This is a genomic window from Novosphingobium sp. BL-S-21, from assembly GCF_055521655.1.
Genome location: NZ_CM145495.1, coordinates 1,791,334 through 1,812,722, shown reverse-complemented (window position 1 = coordinate 1,812,722; position 21,389 = coordinate 1,791,334). Strand labels below are relative to the sequence as shown.

15 protein-coding genes are annotated in these 21,389 nt (G+C 68.3%); 3 read left to right on the top strand and 12 right to left on the bottom strand.

The window, feature by feature from the left end; all coding sequences use genetic code 11:
- Nucleotides 1-311 precede the first annotated feature (311 nt).
- The 12 genes from ACZ1J6_RS07180 to ACZ1J6_RS07125 all read right to left on the bottom strand — a co-directional run bounded on the left by ACZ1J6_RS07180 (nucleotide 312) and on the right by ACZ1J6_RS07125 (nucleotide 16,234).
- The gene (locus tag ACZ1J6_RS07180; RefSeq protein ID WP_465127211.1) at nucleotides 312-1,646 is read right to left on the bottom strand and encodes an aminotransferase class V-fold PLP-dependent enzyme; all 1,335 of its coding nucleotides are present in this window, start codon (nucleotides 1,644-1,646) and stop codon (nucleotides 312-314) included.
- Nucleotides 1,647-1,663: 17 nt separating this feature from the next.
- Entirely contained in the window at nucleotides 1,664-4,345 is a 2,682-nt protein-coding gene (locus ACZ1J6_RS07175) for a TonB-dependent receptor domain-containing protein (protein WP_465127210.1), read from the bottom strand.
- Between the two features lie 94 nt (nucleotides 4,346-4,439).
- Nucleotides 4,440-5,411, bottom strand: coding sequence for a FecR family protein (locus tag ACZ1J6_RS07170; RefSeq protein WP_431568198.1), 972 nt, complete (start codon nucleotides 5,409-5,411; stop codon nucleotides 4,440-4,442).
- A 94-nt stretch (nucleotides 5,412-5,505) separates the two neighbouring features.
- Nucleotides 5,506-6,075, bottom strand: a complete 570-nt coding sequence (locus tag ACZ1J6_RS07165; protein ID WP_431568197.1) for an RNA polymerase sigma factor — start codon at nucleotides 6,073-6,075, stop codon at nucleotides 5,506-5,508.
- Between the two features lie 100 nt (nucleotides 6,076-6,175).
- Entirely contained in the window at nucleotides 6,176-7,315 is a 1,140-nt protein-coding gene (locus tag ACZ1J6_RS07160; RefSeq protein WP_465127209.1) for a CapA family protein, read from the bottom strand.
- Nucleotides 7,312-8,496: a CaiB/BaiF CoA transferase family protein gene (locus ACZ1J6_RS07155; RefSeq protein WP_465127208.1), complete on the bottom strand. Its 1,185-nt coding sequence runs from the start codon at nucleotides 8,494-8,496 to the stop codon at nucleotides 7,312-7,314. Before ACZ1J6_RS07155 ends, ACZ1J6_RS07160 begins: the two co-directional genes overlap by 4 nt.
- The gene (locus ACZ1J6_RS07150) at nucleotides 8,493-9,674 is read right to left on the bottom strand and encodes a CaiB/BaiF CoA transferase family protein (RefSeq protein ID WP_465127207.1); all 1,182 of its coding nucleotides are present in this window, start codon (nucleotides 9,672-9,674) and stop codon (nucleotides 8,493-8,495) included. The genes ACZ1J6_RS07155 and ACZ1J6_RS07150 overlap by 4 nt, the downstream gene beginning before the upstream one ends.
- Nucleotides 9,671-12,106, bottom strand: coding sequence for a 2-hydroxyacyl-CoA dehydratase (locus ACZ1J6_RS07145; protein WP_465127206.1), 2,436 nt, complete (start codon nucleotides 12,104-12,106; stop codon nucleotides 9,671-9,673). The genes ACZ1J6_RS07150 and ACZ1J6_RS07145 overlap by 4 nt, the downstream gene beginning before the upstream one ends.
- A 1-nt stretch (nucleotide 12,107) precedes the next feature.
- Nucleotides 12,108-13,346, bottom strand: a complete 1,239-nt coding sequence (locus tag ACZ1J6_RS07140) for a CaiB/BaiF CoA transferase family protein (protein ID WP_465127205.1) — start codon at nucleotides 13,344-13,346, stop codon at nucleotides 12,108-12,110.
- Nucleotides 13,343-14,416 carry a TRAP transporter substrate-binding protein DctP gene (gene dctP / locus ACZ1J6_RS07135; RefSeq protein ID WP_465127204.1) on the bottom strand — a complete coding sequence of 358 codons (1,074 nt, stop codon included), beginning with the start codon at nucleotides 14,414-14,416 and terminating at the stop codon, nucleotides 13,343-13,345. The genes ACZ1J6_RS07140 and dctP overlap by 4 nt, the downstream gene beginning before the upstream one ends.
- Before the next feature lie 4 nt (nucleotides 14,417-14,420).
- Entirely contained in the window at nucleotides 14,421-15,725 is a 1,305-nt protein-coding gene (locus tag ACZ1J6_RS07130) for a TRAP transporter large permease (protein WP_243654293.1), read from the bottom strand.
- A complete protein-coding gene (locus ACZ1J6_RS07125) occupies nucleotides 15,722-16,234 on the bottom strand; it encodes a TRAP transporter small permease subunit (protein WP_465127203.1) in 513 nt (170 codons plus the stop codon). Before ACZ1J6_RS07125 ends, ACZ1J6_RS07130 begins: the two co-directional genes overlap by 4 nt.
- A gap of 130 nt (nucleotides 16,235-16,364) precedes the next feature.
- Here ACZ1J6_RS07125 and ACZ1J6_RS07120 point away from each other — a divergent pair, with 130 nt between their 5' ends.
- From ACZ1J6_RS07120 to ACZ1J6_RS07110, 3 genes are all read left to right on the top strand, one after another.
- Nucleotides 16,365-16,862, top strand: a complete 498-nt coding sequence (locus tag ACZ1J6_RS07120; RefSeq protein WP_132267272.1) for a MarR family winged helix-turn-helix transcriptional regulator — start codon at nucleotides 16,365-16,367, stop codon at nucleotides 16,860-16,862.
- A gap of 228 nt (nucleotides 16,863-17,090) precedes the next feature.
- A complete protein-coding gene (locus tag ACZ1J6_RS07115) occupies nucleotides 17,091-19,799 on the top strand; it encodes a TonB-dependent receptor domain-containing protein (RefSeq protein ID WP_465127202.1) in 2,709 nt (902 codons plus the stop codon).
- A complete protein-coding gene (locus ACZ1J6_RS07110) occupies nucleotides 19,799-21,355 on the top strand; it encodes an alpha/beta hydrolase domain-containing protein (protein WP_465127201.1) in 1,557 nt (518 codons plus the stop codon). The genes ACZ1J6_RS07115 and ACZ1J6_RS07110 overlap by 1 nt, the downstream gene beginning before the upstream one ends.
- The last annotated feature ends 34 nt before the right edge of the window (nucleotides 21,356-21,389 follow it).

Here is a 21,389-nt window from a genome sequence, read left to right as displayed (position 1 = left end):
CATTTGACCCCAAACGCGGCCCGAGCGAAATTAACCGTTGGTATAGCCCTCGAACGGGGGGAGACCCGGTCCGATTGGGGCGGGGCTTTTCGGGGACAGCGGGGCAGGAAGCGCCGCGAAAGACGGGGGCCGGGAAGGTGGCGTGTGGTGGTTATGCCCGGGCGCGGGTCTATCGGCGGCGCCTGTCGAAGGCGCGCGGATCATCGCGGCGCGGGTCGCTGCCCGGTCGTGGGCGCCAGCACCGTCGGCGTCAGCACCGTCGGCGTCATCCCGCAGGACGGCGGGGTAGCAATGGGAGCGCGGCCGGGCCGTCAGCCCGCCAGTGTCTTCAGCGCGGCGACGAGGCGGTCGATATCGGCCTCCGCCGTGAAGATCGCGGGGGTCACGCGCACACAGGCGCCGCTGGCAAGGCCTTCGCGGTGGACGGTGAAGATGCCGAAGCGATCGAGCAGCGTGGCCGCCAGCGCCTTGTTCTGTGCCACGCTGGTCTGTCCGCGCAGGCGGAACGAGGTGAGGGCGCTGGTCAGGCGCGGATCGGCGGGCGTCAGGATTTCCAGGCCGGGGTGGCCGCGCAGCGCCTCGGCCCAGCGGTCGCGCAGGAAGCGCAGGCGTGCCTCCTTGGCGCGGATGCCGATGGCCTCGTGGAAGTCGAGCGCGTCGGCAAGCGCGAGATAGCCCGCGAAACTGGCCGTGCCGGTATGGACGCGGCTCTGCGTGCCATGGTCGGGATTGCCGACCTCGCTCATGTTGGGATCGATCGCGTCCAGCCGGTCCTTGCGGATGTAGACCAGCCCCACGCCCATCGGCGCACCGATCCACTTCTGGCAGGTAAGCCCCACGAAATCGGCCCCCAGTTCGGGGAGCGTGAAATCGAGCTGGCCCCAGGCATGGGCGGAATCGAGAATCACGTCGACCCCGCGCGCGCGGGCAAGAGCAACGATTTCCTTCACCGGCGTGACCAGGCCGCTGCGATGGCCGACATGGGTCAGCAGCATCAGGCGCACTTTGGGGTTCGCCTCGAGCGCACGGGCATAGGCGTCGATCAGGCCCTGGTGAGTGGCGGGTTCCGGCAGCGCGAAAGTCACAAGGTCGGCGCCGCGGCGCTGCTTGAGCCAGCGGAACGCGGCCTGGGTGCTGTCGTAGTCGAGGTCGGAATAGAGCACCTGGTCGCCGGGACGCAGGTGGTTGTAGCCGGCGATCAGGGTTTGCAGCGCCTCGGTGGCGCCGCGGGTGAAGGCGATTTCTTCCGGCTCCACGCCGAGGATGGCCGCGGCGCGGGCGCGGACCGGCAGGATGTCCTGCCAGAACCCGCGCCGGGCGTAGTAGGAATTCTCGGCATTCACCTTGGCCAGCTTGCGGGCATAGGCCTGCTCGACCGGGCGGGCCATCGAACCCCAGTTGCCGTTTTCGAGCTGCACGATGGCTTTCGTGACATCGAACTGCGCGGCAACTTGTGCCCAGTAGGCACTGTCCTGGGGGTCGATGGCTTGAGGATCGGCGGGAACGGCGCGCCGAAGCTGCGACCCGAGGGGCGCCGTTCCCGCACTCGCGCCGGCCGAAGCGGCCGGGGCGGCGAACAGGGGAGAGAGAAGGCCGGTAGCCATGGCCCCGGAGATCAGGGTGCGGCGATGAATCTCGGTAGCCATGGCCTTGGACCTCCTGCTCAGAACGACACGTCGACGCGGGCGTAGTAATTGCCGCCGTTGGTGTCGTAGGGGGCGTTGCGTGAGTAGACGAGGCCGCGGCTGGCCTGGAACGTCGCCTTCTCCGGGTACTTGTTGAACAGGTTCTCCGCGCCGACGCGCATGGACAGGCCGGGGCGGAATTCGTAGGTCACCCCTGCATCGACGAAGGCGATGCCGCCGAAGTCCTGGAAGATGTCGCCGCTGGCATTGCCGCTCGAATCCGTCCAGCCACCGTAATAGCGAAGGCGTCCCATCAGCGAGACCTTGCCCAGCGTGTAGTTGAGCGTGGCCACGGCATTATGCTCGGGCAGGCCCTTTTCGTACTTCACGCGGGTGGTGTCGCTCTGGGCGATCTGGCTGGAGACCACCTTGGTCTGGGTGTAGCTGTAGGACGCCGTGGCATCGAGCACGCCCGGGCCGACCGGGTGCTTGTACGAAACCACGAAGTCCACGCCGCGCGTGCGGGTATCGTAGTCGTTGGTGAAGAACGTGATCGTGCGGTAGTCGGCCGCCTGGCTGATGCCCTGGGCGATGAGGCTGGCCTTGATCGCGTCGGTCAGGACATAGCTGGGCGAGACGCTGAAGCGGTTGTCGACCTTGATCTGATAGGCGTCCACCGATCCGGACAGGCCGAAGCCCGTGCGCCAGACGAAGCCTGCCGTGGCCGTCTTCGAGGTTTCCGGCTCCAGCGCGGTGGCGCCGAAATACTGCGCGACGGGGTTGAGCGGCGAGAGGCGGCCGGTCGTGTAGAGCAGCAGCGTGGTGGTATCGAGGCCCTGCGAGGTGCTGGTCGAGTTGATCTGCGCCGGGGTCGGGGCCTTGAAGCCGGTGGAATAGGACCCGCGAACCGCCAGGGCGGGCGAGAGTTCGTAGCGAGTGGAGAACTTGTAGTTGAAGCTGTTGCCGAAGCTGGAATAGTCCTCGTCGCGCAGCGCGGCTTCCACGCTCCAGGCCTCGGTGACGGGGACCGTCACGTCGAGATAACCGGCATAGCTGGTCTGGCTCCACGAGCCGGCCTGAAGATCGGAGAAGCCCGGGAAGCCGTTCGACCCGGCGGCCAGGCCGTAGGCCGCACCTTCGCCCACGGCATAGGAGGCCTCGTCCCCGGCGCGGATCCGGTAGGTTTCCACGCGGCGTTCGGCGCCGAAGGCCACGGTCACCGGCTTGGCGAAGATGGGCAGCGACAGGTTATAGACGCCGTCGGCGTTGAGGTTGAACTCGCGCTGGATGTTGCGGCCGAGGTAGAAGTTCAGCGGGCTGTCCGGGCCGAGCGAGGCATTGATCGAGTTGTGCAGGTAGAACGCGGTGGCGTTCTGGCCGAACGAGCCCGAGAGGTCCCAGCGGAAATCGTCCGACTGGCCGCCGCGAATGCCGCCCACCGTCTGGAAGTCGGTATAGCGCACGCCTTCGCTGGGTGCGAAACCGGCGGGGTAGATGTCGTTGACGTCGAAGCCGGGGAAGGCGGCCGTCTGGTTGTAGACCGAGGTGGTGGTCGCCGGGTTGCGCCAGTTGATGTCGGACCAGCCCTTGCCCTTGCCGAACGTGCCGAAGCCGTAGACTTCCACATCGTCGCCGATGGGTTCGGCGGCATCGACCGCGAACTTGATGGTCTGGAGCTGCGGGTTGCCCCAGCGCTGGACCGGGTCCTTCACGGCGATGCCGGTGGCGTTCGAGAAGTCGATCGCGTCCTGGCGCTGCTGGCTGCGCGAGGTGGGGTTGGTGTCCGCGAATTCGCCCGTCACCACGAAGTGGCCGCCGCCGGGAAGGGCAAAGCCCGCGCGCCCGCCAAGCTGCACCTGCTCGCCGTCGCCCTTGTAGTATTGCGACCCTTGCGCATAGGCCGAGAAGCCGGGCTTGGTGTCGAACATCACGTTGATGACGCCGGCGATCGCGTCGGAGCCGTATTGCGCCGAGGCGCCGTCGCGCAGCACTTCGACATGGCCGATCGCGAACGAGGGGATCTGCGCCAGGTCGGTCGCCTGGGCGCCGCTGTTGAGGAATGACGAGCGGTGGAAGCGCTTGCCGTTGACCATCACCAGGGTCATGTCGGGCGAGAGGTTGTTGAGCGAGGCCGGGCGGATGAATTCAGGGCCGTCCGAAGCGGGCAGCTTCTGGACGATGAAGGCCGGCACAAGCTGCGTCAGCTTCTCGTCCAGGCGCGCGGTGACCGTGGACTTGACCTGCTTTTCGGACAGCGTGTCCACCGGCGAAAGCGCGGTGAACACGGTCTGCGCCTGCGCACGGGTGCCGGTGACGATGATGTCGCTGCCCGCGTCATCGGTGGGCGTGGCGGCCCGGCCGCCGCGCGGGGCGGGCTCCGAGCGGTCTTCCTGCAGGCCGAGGACCACGGTCTTGCCGTCATCCTTCTTCACGGCGAGACCGGTCCCGGCGATCAGGCGGCCCAAGGCGACCTGGCGCGTCATGTGGCCGCTCAGCGCCGGAGCGCGCAGGGTGCCGATGGTGGCGCTGGGGAAGAAGATCTGGACTTGCGCCTGGCGGGCGAACTGCGTCAGCGCGCTGGAGAGCGGCTGCGCGGGAATGGCGAAGGCATGGGCCTCGGCGGCCATGGCAGGCGCGGCGAAGACGGCAGACGTGGCGCAGACAGCAGACGTGGCAAGCAACGCCGCGAAAAGCGGCGCGCGGCGAAACCGTGCGGACATGGATGAACGACCCTTTTGAAAGGCGCCGATCTGCGCCTCTGCCCTTCCAGACGATCCGGCCGGTCGGAACCGCCAAGGGCCGGTTAAAAAATTTTCAGCGGGTCAGAATGAAGCCGCCTTCATGCGGTGTCGCGCGGATATCCAGCCCCAGCTCCAGCGCCGAAAGGAAAGCCGCCGGATCGGTGGAGGTGAAGCGGCCGCCCACGGGAATGCCGGTGAGGTCCGGATCGGCGATCACGATCTTGCCGGGCAGGTAGCGGTTGTATTCCTGCACCGCAGTTTGCAGCGGCTCGTTGTCGAACACGATCTCGCCCTGCTGCCAGGCGACCGTCGCGGCCATGTGCTGGGGGCTGGCCGGGCGGACCGAGGGATCCGCTGCGGAGAGCAGCAGCCCTTCGTTCGGCGCGGCGACCTCTGCGGGGCGCGGGCTCCCGATGGCGCTGGAGGGCGCGGAGGTGGAGGTGGAGGCGGCGGCGCGGCCGGTCAGCACCGTCACGTCCATCGCGCCGGTCTGGAGCCGCACGTTGAAGCGGCCGGTGGAGAGCGCGGCGGTCAGGCCCTGGCCATGGACGCGGGCGGGAATGCCGGGAAGCAGTTCCAGCGCCACTTCGCCGCGGGCGATCCAGAGACTGCGCTCTGTATCGGAAAAACGCCATTGCAGGAGGCTGTCGGTATTGAGCATGGCGCGGCTGCCGTCCGGCAGGATCAGGCGCCGGCATTCCCCGATACCGGAGCGGGCGCTGTCCCAGGCATAAGCGCGCGTGGCGACGCCGCCCGCCGCGAGCAGGCCGACCAGCCCCATGCCGCCGAATGCACCCAGGGCGCGGCGACGGGAGAGGCCCGCGGCCGCGAGAGGCTGCGCCTGCGGCAGGGAGGAAGAGGGCGTCTCGGCAGCGCGCCATACCGACAGGGCGCGGGCAAAGGCTATGGCGTTTCCGGGATGTGCGGCGCGCCACGCCTCGAAGCGCGCTTCGTCGATCGTGCCGGCTTCGTGTCGCGCGAGCCAGCCCGCCGCTTCGCGGGTTGCCTTGCGGCGTATATGCCGTTGATCGTTGAAGATGCTCATTTTTCCGGATGCGGTAATTTCGAAGGCCGGAATAGCAGACGAATGGCGAAGTCAAACCCGCCAAGCCGCTCCGATCTTTTTTTCGGGTTTCGCTTCAGCGCCTGCCTTGCGCGTCGCAGGTCTCGGCACCGTCGCCGGCCGTCTCGGTCTCGCCGCCGAGATGGGCGCGGGAAAGCAGTTCGATGGCGCGGGCCAGTCGCTTCTCGTAAGTCGAGAGGCTGATGCCCAGGTCCTGCGCGATGGCTTTCGAGGATTCGCCCTCGATCCTGCGGCGGACGAAGACCGTGCGGCAGCGCTCGGGCAAGCTGGCGATCAGGTCGGAGACGCGGCGCAGGCCTTCCCGTCCGGCCGCGATCCGGTGCTGGTCGGGCGTCTCGTCGACCAGGGTGAGGTGGTCGGCATCGGCAAGCTGGCGGAAATCGACGATGCGCTGGCGCCGCAGGCGTTCGATGGCGATATGGCGCAGCATACGCACGACATAGGCGCGCGGGTTGTCGATCGCGGCCCAGCCTTCCAGCGTGAACAGACGGGTGAAGGCTTCCTGCACGAGGTCCTCGGCTTCCTCGCGCGAGCCCGAAATGCGCAGGGCAGCGGCCAGGAAACGGTCTTCGTGGGGAAAGACTTCGTCTGCAAACCAGATATCGATCGGGCGGATGACGGGCACGGGAAACCAGCTTGAGGTGATGAGGTGGCCGCCCTCCTATTTCTCGCCGGTGTCAAATCGATGACGGTATACGGTGCTGCCGTGCCAGCCCCGCCGCGATCTACAGCGCTGGTGCCGCGTCAGACGCGAATGAGCCGAGGTGGATCCAGCCGTTATCGTCCAAGATTTCGAGCGGCGGCAGCCCCGCCGCAAGGCCGATCCGATCGATATAGGCGGCGACGGCGTCCTTTAGGGCTCCGTCCGGAACGACCGGGCGGCCCGGCGGCGCAAACCGAATGGGGAGGAAGCCGGTCTCCACCCTGCCGCCGGCATGGATGCGGCAGCGCCCGATCAACCCGTTGACCGCCTCGGGATGGAACGGGGCCAGCGGATAGGCCGGATCGGGCTCGAACCCGAACATCTTCTTGCGCCGCTCCGCCCATTCCGCGCGGGCCGGATGGTCCTGCGCCGGGGTGAGTGCATGCGTGACGACGCAGCCGTTGCCAAGGCCGTGGAAGATCGGCCGGCCGCGATGGAACTCGATGCCGCGCGCGATGTGAGCGTGATGGCCGACCACGATGTCGGCGCCCGCCTCGATGGCGGCATGGGCCAGCGGGCGCTCGTAAGGTGCGAGCGCGGCGGGGCGGTGAGTGATGCCCTTGTGAAGAGCCACCACGATTACGTCCGCTTCAAGCCTTGCCGCCGCGATGTCCGCCTGCATCTGCGCCACTGACCCGGGATCGGCGGCGACGAGTTCGGCCTGCGGGCGCGAGGGGCCGCCGTCGGCGGCGAGGACGTTGACATAGGCGCTGCCCGCCCGGCTCCCGGTGGCCCAGCTGATTTCCGGGCCGACGCAGTTGTAGCTGAGCAGCGCGATCCGCCGCCCCTGGCGCGCGACCACGGCAGGCCTGCGGGCGAGGGCGAGGTTCGCGTCGGCACCGGCATGGGCGATGCCGAGGCGATCGAGTTCGGCTATGGTGTCGGCAATGCCGATCGCGCCGCAATCCGCGATATGATTGCCCGCCATCGACAGCATGCCGATGTTGGCGCGCGCCAGTGCCGCCAGATGCGCGGGTTCGGCGCCAGGGGCGGGAACGTCGCCTTCCAGCTCCTCGCCGCGCAGGGTGTGCGGGACTTCGAGGTGGCCGATGACCAGGTCGGCCGCGCGGGTCACTTCGGCGATGCCCGAAAGCCAGTGGTCGGGATCGGGAACGTCGAGGATGATGTCGCCGAGGAACAGGAGATCGATCGGGCGGCTCATGCCAGTGCTCCTTCCTGGCGCAAGGCGGCGATGGCGGCCGCGTCGTACCCCAGTTCGGCCAGCACGGCCTCCCCGTCGGCGCCGAGCACCGGCACGCGCCGCGCGGCGAGCGGATCGGTGGCGAAGCCCGGCCCCATCGTCGCCAGTGGCCGGTCGTGGCCGGGCAGGTCCACCGCCTGCAGCGAGCCGCGCTGGGCCATGTGCGGATGCTGCACGATCTGGCCGACCTCGCGAATCATCGCCGCGGGCACTTTCGCGGCGGTGAGGCGCGCTTCGAGGTCTTCGGCGCCCCAGCGGGAAAGTGCCTGCTCCAGCCAGTTCCGCACGAAATCGTAATTCGCCACGCGCGCGGCGTGGTCGGCCATGCGCGGGTCGGCAAGCATGGCTTCTTCGCCCAGCACCCGCAGCAGCGCCTCGACCTGGGCCTGGTTGTTGGCGCCGAGCGCGATCCAGCCATCGGCGGTGGGATAGAACTCGGACGTGGGCACCATGCGAAAGCCCCGGTTGCCGGTGCCGCCGGGCGTCTGCCCGGTATAGCTGTGCACCGATACGGTCTGGTTCGCCAGCTTGAGCGCCGCGTCGAGCATGGCCACGTCGACATGTTCGCCCTCGCCGGTGGCGTCGCGGCGGCGAAGAGCGGCCAGGGCGGCGATCACGGCGATATAGCCGGTGAAACTGTCGATGATCGGCAGGCCGATCTTGCGCGGCTCACCGTCCACGGCACCCAGCGCGGCAATGCCGGAAATGGCCTGCGCGATGTGGTCGTAAGCGCCCCACTGGGCCAGCGGGCCGCTCTGGCCGAAGCCGGTGATCGAGATCACGATGAGGCGCGGATTGCGGCGGCGCAGTTCCTCGACCGGGAAGCCGAGCCGCGCCAGCACGCCGGGGCGGTAGTTCTCGACCAGGAAGTCGGCCTGCTCCACCAGCTTCCACAAGGCGGCCCGGGCGCCATCGGTCTTGAGGTCCAGTGCGATCGAGCGCTTGCCGGCGTTGATCGAGGCGAAGGGAACGCTGAGCAGCGGCTCGCCCGCATGCTCGGTATAGTGGCGGAAGCCGTCGCCCACATGCGGCGGCTCCACTTTCACGACCTCGGCGCCCATCTGGACCAGCGCATTGGTGCAGGTCGGACCGGAAATGGCGTGCGTGAGGTCGACCACCCTGATGCCGTCGAGCGCGTTCATCGGCTGGCTCCCGCGCCGCTGGAAAACAGGCCGGTCGCCTCCAGCGCCGCGGCATCGAAGCCCAGTTCGGCGAGGATTGCGGCATTGTCCGCGCCCGGCAGGGGCGCGGGGCGATGTGCGACGGGTGGATGACCGGAAAGGTGGAAGGGCGTACCGATCTGCTCGACAGTGCCGGCCGGCGTGAGCAGCGCAACATGCATGCCGCGCGCTTCGGCGTGGGGGTGGCGCAGCGCTTCCCCCGGGGTGAGCACGGGCATGGCCTGGGTGTCGGCCGCTTCCAGCAGGCCGAGCCAGTGCGCGCGGGACTGCGCCGCGAACAGGGCGGCAAGGTCTTCCTGCATGGCCGGATGGGCGGCGGTGTCGAACTGGCGCGCCGCATAGTGCGGGCGGCCCACGGCCTCGCAGAAGCGCGCCCAGTAGCGCGGTTCCATGTCGGTGGTGCAGAGCCACTCCCCGTCGCCGCAGAGCCAGACGCCGCCCTTGGGATGCCAGGCGCCGGTGGGAAAGCCGATGGCGGCAGGGTCCTCGGCGCGGCCGAGCGCGACCATCAGCAGCGGCATGGCGGCTTCGGTCATGGCCACGTCGACATGCTGGCCCTTTCCGCTGGCATGGCGGGCCTGGAGCGCGGTGAGCACGGCGATGGCGGCATGGGCGCCTGCCAGCACATCGGCGACTTGTGCGCCCGGCAAAGTGGGCACGGGCGTGCCGTTGAGGCGGGACAGCGCGCCGGCGAGTGCCAAGGCGGCGGGATCGTGCCCGGCCCGGCCTGCCAACGGTCCGGTCTGCCCGGCGAAGGACACCGAGCAGTAGACCAGGCGCGGATTGATCGCCGCCAGCGCCTCGTAGCCGAGGCCCATCGTCGCCATCACGCCGGGGCGATAGTCCTCCAGCAGCACATCCGTCCGCTCGACCAGGGCATGGATGACCTGCGCGGCCTCGGGATGGCCGGGGTTGAGCAGCAGCGAGCGCTTGTTGCGGGTATAAGTCGGCCGGGCGCGGCGCAGGGTCTCCGCGTCCTCGCCCGCACCGGCGCCGAACATCGTCTTCGCCTTGGCCAGTTCGCGGGGGTGCTCGATGCGGATGACGTCCGCCCCCATGTCGCCCGCCAGCCAGCCGAAATAGGCGCCGGGCAGGAAGCGCGAGAAGTCCAGGACCGTCAGCCCACCAAGCGCCGTCATGCCACTGCCTTTCGGCGGGCTTCGGCCATCTGCATGCAGGGGCCTTCGATGAAAGCGGCGATGCGGGCTTCGAGGTCCGCGCCGTCCGCGCGGTCCAGCGCATAGTTGTCCACGCCCAGTTCCAGCACCGGGATCTCGGCGGCGGCAAGGGCGCGCAGCACGAAGGGATCGGCGTCGCTCAGGGCCACGGCCCCGTGGACGCCGTGGGTCTCGGCCTCGTGGACATGCCAGGGCGCGGCCCAACTCGGCATGCGCAGTTCGTCTCCCATCGTGAGGAAACGGGCGGCCAGCGCGCGCAGGGGATCGCGCCCGCCCGTTCCGTCCGCATCGAAGCTGCGGATATAGCCGTCCGCCGCCAGCGAAAGGTACATGGACCAGACGAAGACCGCCCCGTGGCTGTCCTCCCACTTCTGATAGAACGCGGTATTGCTCCAGAGACCCCGGCCGACCCACATGAGGCGAACCTTCTCTTCGGCGACCGCGCCAAGGCCCTCGGCGGCGCGCGCGGCGACTTCCTCGTAAAGCGCCCTGGCGGCATCGCGCGCCCATTCGGTGCCGCGATGCCACTGCGGCACCATCGTCGCCGGCATGGAATCGACGAGGCCGATGGGAGCTGGCACGGTGCGGGCGATCAGGTCGCGCGTCTTGCGGTAATATTCTTCCTGCTCGTTGACGAGGTTCATCACCTCGACAAAGCGGGCCTCGTCGAAAGGATGGCCGGTGCGCTTCTCCACGGCAGCGATCACGTCGCGCAGTTCGCTCACCAGAAGATCGAGCCGCGCGGGCTCCAGCACTTCGTCCCAGCGGTGCGGCAGGGCGTCCCACCAGCGGGTTTCGATCTCCCACCGCGGGTCCACCGTGCGCTCGTAGAGGTAGGGGGCGGCGCCGCTTTCCCCGGCCCATGCCTCGAAGATGCCGGGCGTGGCGTCGCTCGAAGCGATGGCCTGCACGAAGTCCGGTCGCGGCAGCCCGCCCCAGGGCGCCTGTTCGGCGTCATGGTCCAGCGCGGCGGCGAGGCCCTGGGCGCTGTAGGCTTCGGCGTCGGTAGGGTAGTTGCGGCCGCGCAGGAGGCGGCGATAGCGCCCGCTCTGCTGCTTGGCGGCGACGATCGAGGCCCACCATTGGTTGACCACGAACGGCACGCCCAGCGCGCGCAGGATTTCCTGCGGGGCATTGGCGTTGACCACCGCGAAGGGCGAGCCTTGCGCGACCTGCTCGCGCACGGAGGCGAACCACGCGCGCTGATAGTCGCCCGAGGAAGCCGATGCCTGCAGGACCTTGCGGCTGCGCAGGCGCGGTGTCGATGGCGCCGTTTGCGGCTTTGGAGCGGCAGGGCGCGGCGGTTCTTCCCCGCGCAGGGACAGGGCCAGCTCGCCGGTGTCGCCCAGAGCGCTCTGGAGCGCGAGGATCTCATGGGAAGGCAGCGCGCTGCGGAGCGCGGCCAGGGTCCAGGGGGCGGCTTCGTCGCCGTCCACGGTCAGGTGCAGGATGCGTTCGATACCGCGGCGGCCGGCCATTTCGAGCGCCTGCTGCGCCAGAGCGGCGCTCTGGGCAGCGGCGGCCGGCACGGCGTAAGCGGGGTCGGTCCACTCGGCCATCGTGCGCGGGGCGGGGCGGGCGGCGCGCGTCATGCCCCAGTCCTGCACCTCTCCGACGATGCGCAGGCCCTCGGCTTCGATTGCTGCGTAATGCAGGTCCGTCTCCTGGGGCGAGCCGGCGAGGAGCACGGGCCGGCCGATCGCTTCCGGAAGGGAGGCGCTTTCGTCGCGCAGGGCGCGCAGCAGGGGCAGCAGTTCCTCCGGCGGGAGAATGGCGGAGGCGCCCAGGCATTGCAGCATCTGCGTGCCGGAGAAGCGCGGCCGCAGCGCGTCGAGATCGCACAGGAGGGCGTTCACGGCGTCGGCCGTGTCGGCCTCGCGCGCAAGGTCCTCATCGGTGAAGGCGCAGCCGCCTTCGGCCGTCAGCCATTTGCGCAGTTGTGCGAGGCGCGCCTCGTTGTAGCGGCGGCTGGAGGGGCGATCGATGTGCAGCAGATCCAGCAGCGTCGCCTTGCGCGGCCCCGGCACGCCCAGTCCCAGCCCTTGCAGGCGCGCGTTCTCGCGGATGGCGGAGAAGACTTGGGCCTGCTCGGCATCGGCGCGGGTGAACAGCACCGGGTCGGTCATGGCAGGGTCCAGCAGCAGTTCCACCAGGTGATGCGCGCGGCGGCGGCCGGTCGATGGGCCGAGCAGGGCATCGGCGCGCGGCGTTGCCATCTCCGGACGCGGCGCCATGCGGACCGGCGCGAAACCTGCCGCGCGCAGGAGCGGCAGGGGCGCATCGCTGCCGATCACGCGAAGCACGGCGCGCCCTTCCGCGCGCAGGCGGGCTGCCACACCTTCCGCGTCGCGATAGGCGGCGGCGATCGTGTCGAGAGCGCTGCTGGCCGGCACCTCAGATGACTCCGGCGGCGCGCAGATCGGCGATCTTTTCCGCCGAGTAGCCGAGATGGCCGGTCAGGATCGTCTCTGCATGTTCGCCGACGCGCACGGGAAGCACATCGTCGAAGCCGGTGCGCGCGCCCGAAAAGACGATGGGAATACCCGCGGTGCGCAAGTCGATATGCGTGTCGTAGCTGGGGTGATGGACTTCCATCGTCTCGGCGCGGGCGACCACGCGCGGATCGACCAAGGCGTCTTCCGGGTGGCGCACCGGCGCGACGGGCACGCCTTCGGCTTCGAGCAGGGCGACGACTTCGGCCGTCGGCAGGCTGCGCGACCAGGCGTTGATGCGGGCTTCCAGCACTGCGGCATTGGCAACGCGCGAATCCCGGTTGGCAAAGCGCGGGTCGGCCGAGAGCGCCGGCTCGCCCATGGCGCGGAACAGGCCTTGCGCCAGCTTTTCATGCACGGCGACCACGGCGACATAGCCGTCCGCGCATTCGAACACGCCGAAGGGCGAGAGCCGCTGCACGGTGAGTCCGGTGCGGGCCTGCATGCCCGCCGCGGCCATGGCCGACCAGTTCTCGATCGCGACGAAGCTGGTGAGGGCGCCCAGCATGGATACGTCGATGTGCTGGCCGGTGCCGGTGCGGTGGCGCTGCTCCAGCGCGGAAAGAATGCCGATCACCGCGAAGACGGGGGCGAGCATGTCGGCAATGGGAATGCCGATGCGCACGGGCGGCTCGTCATGCCCGCCGCTGGCGAACATCGCGCCGGACAGGGCCTGGATGATGATGTCCATCGCCTTGCCGTCCGCTGCCGTGGCGCCGAAGCCGCTGAGCGAGCAGTAGATCACGTCGGGGTTCTCGGCGCGCGCCACTTCATAGCCGATGCCCAGGCGGTCGGCCGTGCCGGCGGTGAAGTTCTCGACGACGATGTCGGCCGAGCGCACGAGGTCGCGGAAGACCTCCTGCGAGCCGGGCTTCTTGAAATCCAGCGCGACGCCGTATTTGCCGCGGGCGCGGGTGAGGTGGGACACGGAGACGTCGTCCTCGTGCCGGCGTTCCACGACGATGCCGTCGCGCCCCACGTAAGGGCTGTTCTCGCGGGCCAGGTCGCCGCCGCGCGGGTCCTCGATCTTGATGACTTCGGCGCCGAGGCCGGCCAGCAGGAGCGTGGCATAGGGGCCGGCCAGGGCGCGGGTAAGGTCGATGACGCGCAGGCCCTCAAGCGGACGTTCGGTAGTGGTCATGGGCGGTCCTCCGTCGGCGCGCATTGATGGGCGGTGCCGGTGGTGATGAGTTGCTGGGCGGCCCGGAACACGGGCACGCCGTCGATGCCGACTTGCGACAGGCGTTGGGCCTGGCCGAAGGCGTCGGCGTTGTAGAGCCGGTCGAAGCGCGCTTGCTCGCCGGCGGGGAGGGGAGAGAAATCGACGCCGTCAGTCTTGCCGAAGGCGATGCCGGCCGCTTCGGCCGCGATCAGTTCGCGGTTGAGCGCGGCTTCCCAGTCCTTGCGCGAAGCGATCAGCAAACGCTGCAAGTCGGGCGGCAGGCGGCGCCAGGCCTGGTCGGACACGGCGCGGGCCGGATAGGCGCCGCGGCTGAAGCGGATCGAGGTGAAGTGCTTGGCCACTTCCGAGAAGTGCAGGCTCTTGATCGTGTCGGCCGGGGCGACGACACCGTCGATCACCCCCTTGGCCAGCGCCGAATAGACCTCGCTCATGGGCATGTTGACGGGATCGGCGCCCAGTTGCTTGAGCACGTCCACCGCGTCGCTCTGGGCGCGCAGGCGCAGGCCCCGGAAGTCTTCGAGGTGGCGGATCGGCCGCGTCCGGGTGAGCACGCCGGGGAAGTTGCCGCCTTGCACGGCCAGGACGTGGAGGCCGTGCAATTCCCTGCCGAAACCGGGGAAGCGGGCGGCCAAGCAATCGTAGACCGCGATCTGCTCGCCGATGTCGCGCACGCCGCCGTAGAAGCCCGACTGGACCCGCAGCAGATGCGCGCCGCCCTTGGCGTAGATCGGCGTTATCAGGCCGATGTCGGCAACGCCGTGGCGGATCTCCTCCATGCTCATGTCGCTGGAGAGCAGCGCGCCGGACCAGTAGGGCCGGAAGGCGAGCCGGCCCTGGCTGGCCTTCTCGACCTGGGCCATCCACTCCTGGTCGGCCCGGCTGAAAGGATGGCTGGGCGGATAGGGGCTGGCATATGTCAGCGTATATTTGGCCTGCGCCTGGCCCTGCGGAGCCGGCGCCGCACTGCAGCCGGCGAGAGAGCCGGAAAGCGCCAGGGCCGCGGCGGCGAAAAGGAACTTTGGACGCATCGGATCAGCCTCCCGTCACGCTGGGCAGCCACAGGGTCAGCGCGGGCACCGCGATGATGAGGGCGAGATGGAGGAAGTCCGCGAGCAGGAACGGCAGGATGCCTCTGAAGATCGCGGAAAGCGGGATGTCCTTGGCGATGCCCTGGATGACGTAAACGTTGAGGCCGAGCGGAGGATGGACGAAGCCGATTTCCATCGTGCGCGTCAGGAAAATGCCGAACCAGATCGCGCTGTAGCCCAGTTCCTGCGCGATCGGCAGGAAGATCGGGGTAGTCAGCAGCATCAGCGCCAGACCGTCCAGGAACGAGCCGAGCAGCAGCAGCAGCAGGGCCATGGCGATGATCGCGAGAACCGGGCTGGCGTGCATGTCGCGCACCCAGGCGGACATGACGTCGGCGATGCCGGTGGTGCTGATGAAGGTCGCGAACAGAATGGCGCCGATGATGACGACGTAGATCATGCCCGAGGTGCGCAGGGTGGATGCCACGGCGCTGCCGATGGCCTGGCGGTTGAAGGCGCCGCGCAGGGCGCAGAGGCCAAGCGCCGCGACCACGCCCACGGAGGCCGCCTCGGTGGGGGTGAACCAGCCGATCATCAGCCCGCCGATCACGAACACCACCAGCGCGATGACGTCGACGATGCGGCCGATGCCGATCAGGCGGTCGCGCCAGCCCACGCGCTCGGACTTGGGGCCGAGCAAGGGGTTGAGGTGACACAAGACGCTGATCGTTATCATGTAGAACAGCGCCTGGGTCAGGCCGGGAATGATCGAGGCGGCGAAGAGCTTGCCGATCGACTGTTCGGCGATGATGCCGAAGACGATCAACGCGCCCGAAGGGGGAACCAGCGATCCCAGCGTGCCGCCCGCGGCCAGCGCACCGGCGGCGAAGCCGGGTTGGTACTTGGCGCGGCGCATTTCCGGCAGGGCGGCCGCGCCCACGGTGGCGACGGTGGCGAGGCTGGAGCCGCTGATCGCGCCGAAGCCTGCGCATCCGGCGATGGAGGCGAGCGCCAATCCGCCCTTGCGGTGCCCGACGAAGCGCGCGGCGACGTCGAAGAAGTCCCGGCTGGCGCCCGCCGCGAAGCACAAGTGCGCCATGAGCAGGAACAGCGGCAGGACGCCCAGTTCATACTTCATCACGGTTTCGAAAGCGACGACGCCGCCCTTGATCACGGCCGCCTCGGGCGAGATCAGCACGGCCAGGCCGAGCAGGCCCACGCCTGCAAGGCCCACGCCGATGGGCACGCCGGCCGCCAGCAGGGCGAGAAGCGCGGCAATGCCGAGAAGTCCGATCATTTCCGGGCTCATCGTGCGCTCCTGCGAAGCGCGTTGCGCAGGAACAGCAGGGCGACGAAGGCCAGCGCGGCGATCTGAAGGAGGCGCAGCGGGGTGATCGGGATGTGCAGCAACTCGGTCCTCTCATGACCGTTCCAGAGGTCGGCGACGAGCCAGAAGCAGCCTGCCGCCAGGACCAGGAACAGGGCCGCGGAAAGCGCCGAGGCGACGCTGGCCAGGCGCTGGACGGTGGGGGCGCTCAGGCGCTCGGTAAGGATGTGGACGGCGGCATGGGAGCCTTTGAGCGTCGCGAAGATCATGGCCGATGAGGCGATGAGGACGATGCAGGTCTGGACCACTTCGATCGAGCCCAGCAGGGTAAATCCGGTGTGGCGGCCCAGTACGGCAATGGCGTCGGTAGCCATGGCCACGAACAGGCCGGTGCCGCCGACGAGATAGGCCGCGCGTGTCGCGGCGCTTTCCGCTTCGGGCTTTTCAAGCGCCGGAGGCGATTCCTCGCCTGTGTCCAGGTCGTTCTGCATCTTCCTCTCCTGAAGGCCGCCTTATTGACAGCCCTGCGGTTCAACCGTCTAATAACGCGATCGGCATGATGGTAGAGAAATTCAACTATCTGTCAACTACACTAAACCAGATTAAGGCAGGGACGGAACAGTGACGCGCGGCGGCAGCAAGCGGGCAGAGGCGCAAGCAGCGGATTCGGGCATCAAGCTCGGCCGGCTCGACGAATTCATCGGCTTTCGCCTGCGGCGAATCCAGAACCAGCTCTCGCGGGATTTCGCCGCGGCAACGGCGGATCGCAACATGCGTTCGGGCCTGTTCTCCTCGCTTTCGATCGTGGCGGCGAATCCGGGGATTTCACAGAACGAACTCTCCAAGGCGGTGGGTCTGGACAAGTCGATCACGGTGCAGATCGTGGACGAGCTGGAGAAGCGCGAACTGGCCGTGCGCGAACGTTCGCCCACTGACCGCCGCCGCCATGCGCTGTTCGTGACCGAAGCCGGCAAGACTTATCTGGACGAACTGTTCGGGATCCTGGCGGAAACGGAAGATGCCGTTCTGCATCAGCTGACAAAGGCCGAACTGGCGCTTCTGCGCGAGCTGCTGGACCGTATGTATCTGGCTTATGACGAGCCGGGGATATCGCTATAAAGAAAAACAATACCGTCCTATCAAAAGATAGTTGACAATCTCCACGATCTAGCCCCATCATTGTGTTGTCGATGGCGCCAAGGAGCGCCTGCGGACGGCGATAACGCCGCTGCGACGGGTGGAGAGGTCGTGTCGTGCCTGGTCGGGCACCCTGCTGTTGCTCCCTTCGCGCCGGTGAGATCGCCGAAACGATAAATGCCCGGTGCTGCCGGGTTGGGAGGTCAATACATGTCGCGCATTACCTTGCGTCACCCCGTTTCCCGCCTGGTTTCTCGTCGGGCCATGGCCGTTTTCGCGCTCGTGGCGACGCCGGCCTGGGCCCAGGATGCGGCTCCGCAGCCGCAGGCAGAGGAAGCCGAAGCGCCGACGATCCAGGAAATCATCGTTACCGGCACCAGCATTCGCGGGGCTGCCCCGGTCGGTTCCCCGCTGGTTGCCGTGGGCCGCGCGGAGATCGAGCAGTCGGCGGCGACCACCACGATCAAGGTGCTTCAGGAAACCCCGCAGATCACCAATTACGGCGTTTCCGATACCAGCCGCAGCGGTGCGGGCGGCGCGGGCAACGTGGTCTATGGCAACTCCATCAATTTGCGCGGCATCGGCCCTTATGCCACGCTGACGCTCATCAACGGCCGCCGCGCGGTGCCGCAAGGCACGACCGGGGCCACGATCGACCCCTCCACCATCCCCACCCTGGCGCTCGAGCGCGTGGAAGTGATCGCGGACGGTGCCTCGGCGGTCTACGGTTCTGACGCGGTGGCGGGCGTTGCCAACCTGATCCTGCGCCGGAACTACGAAGGCGCGCAGATCGAAGTCCAGCACGGCGTCGCGGATCACTACCTGGAAAGCCAGATCGGCATGATCGCCGGCCACAAGTGGTCGACCGGCCAGGTCACCGCAACCTTCCAGCACACGTATCGCAGCAACCTGAGCGGCCAGGACCGCGACTTCTACGGCGCCGACCTGACCGCGCGCGGGGGTGCGGACTACCGCGTGACCCAGTGCGCGCCGGGCAATATCGTGACCGGCGGCCGCAGCTACGCGATCCCCGCGGGCGGCGCGACGCCGGGCGGCCTCGTCGCGGGCACCAGCAACAAGTGCGACAACCTGAAGGCCATCGATCTGGTGCCGCAGCAGGAGATCAACGCGGGCACCATCAACTTCGACCAGGACATCACGGACGGGATCCGCTTCTACGCCGATGTCTATGCCTCTCGGCGCGATGCCGTGCGGCGGGGACAAGTGGCGGCGCAGAACCTGAACGTGCCGCGCAGCAACGCCTTCTTCGTGGCCCCTGCCGGAACCAGCCCTGCCAGCGAGATCGTGCAGTATTCCTTCGTCAACGACTACGGCCCTTATTCGACCTCGGACATCACCTCCAAGACGATCCAGGGCACGGCGGGGATCACCGCGGACCTGTTCGGAGACTGGCAGCTGGACGCCTACGGCAGCTACGGCTGGAACAAGGACAGGGTGTTCACCCAGGGCAGCCAGACGGATTCCGCCGCACTGGCTGCCGCTCTGGCCAGCAGCAACCCGGCCATGGCCTTCAATCCCTTCGGCACTTCGGTCAACGATCCCGACGTGATCGCCGCGATCATGAACAACGTCAGCACCACGCAGGGCATCAGCCGCATGAAGGCGGCGGAGGCGAAGCTGGACGGCACCCTGTTCACGCTGCCCGGCGGTGACGTGAAGCTGGCCATCGGCGCGGAATACTACCAGCTCAAATTGCGCACGGGGCAGCTGCGCGGGCGGCTGGAAGCCCAGACCGGCACTGACCTCCGCCTCTCGCGCAACGTGAAGTCGGCCTATGCCGAAGTGCTGGTGCCGATCTTCGGACCGGGCAATGCCATCCCGGGCTTCCACAACCTGCAGCTCGACGTGGCCGGCCGTATCGACAAGTACAGCGACGTGGGCACCACCAAGAACCCCAAGATCGGCATCAACTGGGAACCGGTGGCGGACCTGAAGCTGCACGGCAGCTACGGCGAATCCTTCCGCGCGCCCTTGCTCACGCAGCTGGTGAGTGCCGGCGGCACCCAGCTCTATATCCAGAACTACTACGACCCCACCGTCGGCACCACGGTGCAGGGCGTGGCGCTTTCGGGCGGCAATACCGATCTGAAGCCCGAGACGGCGCGGACCTGGTCGTTCGGCGGCGAATATTCGCCGGCCTTCCTGCCGCGCGCCGTGTTCAGCCTGAACTATTTCGACATCGTCTACGAAGGGCAGATCAATGGGTATCTGTCGAACCTGAACGTGCTGCGTCAGGAGAACCTGTTCGGCTCGATCATCACGCGGGGCGCGGCGGCACAGTCCCGCATCGCGGATCTGGTGGCCTCGGGTCTCAACGTCAACGGCGGCACGGCGGCCAATGCGCAGGCGGCCGGGGTCTTCATCGACGGGCGCCCCAGCAACCTGGGCACGACGATCACGCGCGGTCTCGACTTCGGGCTTTCGGTCCCGATCCCGACCGAGAGCGCGGGCGATTTCCGCTTCTCGCTGCGGGGGACGCACTTCTTCACCTACAAGGTCGGCATCACACCGGACAGCCCGGTGATCGATCAGGCCAACAATATCGACTATCCGCTCAAGTGGCGGGCACGCGGCATCGCCGGCTGGTCCAAGGGCGGGTTCGACGGCAGCGTGGTGGTGGCCTGGCAGAACGGCTACAACAACACGTATGTCACCCCGGTCGAGCGCATCAAGTCCTACACCACCGTGGATCTGCGCTTGTCCTACGATCTGGAGGGCACCGGCATTCCCGGCACCGAGGGCGTGAAGATCGGACTGGACGTGCAGAACCTGTTCGACCGCGACCCGCCGTTCGTGGACCTTGCGCCGACCTCCAACGGCGGCGGCGGCGGCTTCGATCCGCAGACCACCAGTGCCATCGGCCGCATGGTCTCCCTCTCGCTGAGCAAGACGTTCTGATGGCGGGTCCGATGCGCCGGGCGGTGTGCGGCCCGATGATGATCCTGGCCGGGGCGCTCACGGCCTCGGTCCCGGCCTGGGCGGGGATCGACAAGGTCGACGGTCCGATCCCCGTCACGGCGGACAGCCGGGTCTACAACACGGCCTGGGTGCCGGGCGCGGTACCGGCCGTGGACCTGGCCGCGGCGGGCTATGTCGAGGAGGAATACTTCCTCCACGGCACGGCCGATGCCTACCGGCGCGATCCCTCGGGCGTGCTGGCGGTGCTGGCCAAGGACATTCCCTATGGCACCCGCATCATCGTGCGGCGCCCGAAGGATCCCGCGAAGTTCAGCGGCGTCGTGCATTTCGAGCCGATCCACCCCTCCCAGGGCGGCACGTCGCACTGGGTGGCGATGTCCGGCTACATGATGGCGCATGGCGACATCTACGTGGCGGCGGGGCTGGGCGACGATGCACCCTCGCGCGTGATCTCGGCCAAGGGACCGGTGCCGACCGCGCAGAGCCAGGTGCTCCAGTGGTTCGAGCCCCAGCGCTACGGCGCGATCCAGTGGCCGAAGGAGGACGGCATCCGCTATCAGGTCATGGCGGATATCGGCGCCCTGCTGCGGAGCGACCGCGCGGAGAACCCTTTGCGCGGGTTGAAGGTTCGGCGCATGCTGGTGGGCGGCTGGTCCTTCACCGGCAGCGTCCAGCGGACCTTCATCAATGAGGGCTTCCATGACCGCGCGCGCCTGCCGAACGGCAGGCCGGTGTTCGACGGCTACCTGATCGGCATATCCTCGCGCTGGAATGGCGGCGGCTATATCCCGCTCAACAGCGAGGAAGCGCAGACCCGCAACGACGATCCGCGCCGCAGCCTGAAGCCGATTGACGTGCCGGTGATCGAATTCATGTCCGAGTTTGAGGTGGGCACCGGCCCCGGACCGCAGACGCCCGACAGCGACGCCAGAGTGGGGGCGCACCGGATCTACCAGCTCGGCGCGGTGGTCCACAGCGCCAGCATGATCGACGGCAATCCACCGCGCGAGAAGCGCCCGAATTTCCTGCAGCTGGCGGCCAAGGGCTATCCGCTGGCGGGCGTGAAGGGGGAGGACGCGCTCAACACCTGCCGCCTGCCGATCAGCGATGTCCCTCATGGCGCACTGGCGCGCGCGGCGGTCGAGAACTTGCGGCAATGGGCGGACAAGGGCGTTGCGCCGCCGCACGCGCCGCTGCTGGCGTGGGACGGCGACAAGATCCGCCGCGATGCCACGGGCAATCCGGTGGGCGGGCTTCCGGTGGCGGAGTTCAAGGTGCCGCTGGCCTCCTACGGCCCCTACAAGGGCACTGACCTGCCTGCCTGCACGCCTGCCAAGGGTCGCCCGATCTTCGTGCGGACCAATCTGGACGCCGCGACGCTCAAGGCCCGATACCGCTCGGCGCAGGCTTTCGTCCGCCGCTACGATACGCAAGTCGACGCCATGGTGAAGCAGCGCTGGCTGCTGCCCGAGGATGCCGCCGCGCTCAAGGCCAAGGCCCGCCGCGATGCCGAGGCCCAGTTCCCGGTGCAGTGATCCGCCTGCTCCCCGTGCCTGATCCTGTGTGTCT